The organism is Emticicia sp. W12TSBA100-4 (genome assembly GCF_040253585.1).
Taxonomy (GTDB): domain Bacteria; phylum Bacteroidota; class Bacteroidia; order Cytophagales; family Spirosomataceae; genus Emticicia.
The window spans coordinates 1-766 of the sequence record NZ_JBELAU010000061.1 but is presented as its reverse complement, the minus strand read 5'-3'; the positions used below and the strand labels follow the sequence as shown (position 1 = coordinate 766).

Annotated in this window: 1 protein-coding gene; it reads right to left on the bottom strand. The window is 33.3% G+C overall.

Annotated elements, in window-relative coordinates; translation table 11 throughout:
- A partial coding sequence (locus ABR854_RS25735) for a hypothetical protein (RefSeq protein ID WP_350268730.1) occupies nt 1-726 on the bottom strand: 726 nt, incomplete at its 3' end.
- Nucleotides 727-766 lie beyond the last annotated feature (40 nt).

The following is a 766-nucleotide window of genomic DNA, read 5'->3' as shown; positions in this document are numbered from 1 at the left end:
CAGTGCTTCTCCAGTTACCAAACTTCTGTTTGGAATAAACACTAAACTGTTATTTGAAATCAAATTAGCGTTTGCAGAAATTTTTGTTTGTAAATCTAAATACTGATTCACCAACTTATTTGAAATCTCATTAGTGTCATAAACTAATGATGAATTTTGCGAATAAAAAGCCAAGGTCAATACTTTCGTCGCACCCGTATTGATGGCTGGATTACTATTAATCTGAATAGTCGGAATTATCTGTGTGTCACCAGTTTGTATAGTATATTCACACCAAAACTTCAGTTTTGTACTATTAATTCTTGCAAATGAAATGTTCAATCCTTGATTCTGAACAATAGAACCGTTGCGAAATGCAGATACGTTAACCCCCAAAACATTATCACTTGCATTTGCAATGTTTTCATTGATAATAAAAACAAACATTATTTTGTGACCAACCGCCCATACTGGGTAATTAGCTAATATCATCTTTTTTTGAAGATATGTGCTACCTCCTGCAATGCCTGTCGGAATAGTTATTGTTTGATGTAAAGCCGATATTGTCGCACCATTCAAACTCTCACCAGTTGCCGTTTCACCAACAAAATCATAAATTTCTTGATTTTTTTGTAAGCTATTGATGTTTGAGGTATTACTTAATATTTTCTCTTCTACAGAATAGAACCTATTTGAAATTTCATTAGTATCATATACTAATGATGAATTTTGCGAATAAAAAGCCAAAGTCAATACTTTATTTGCACCGGCATTGGTCGCTGGCGAG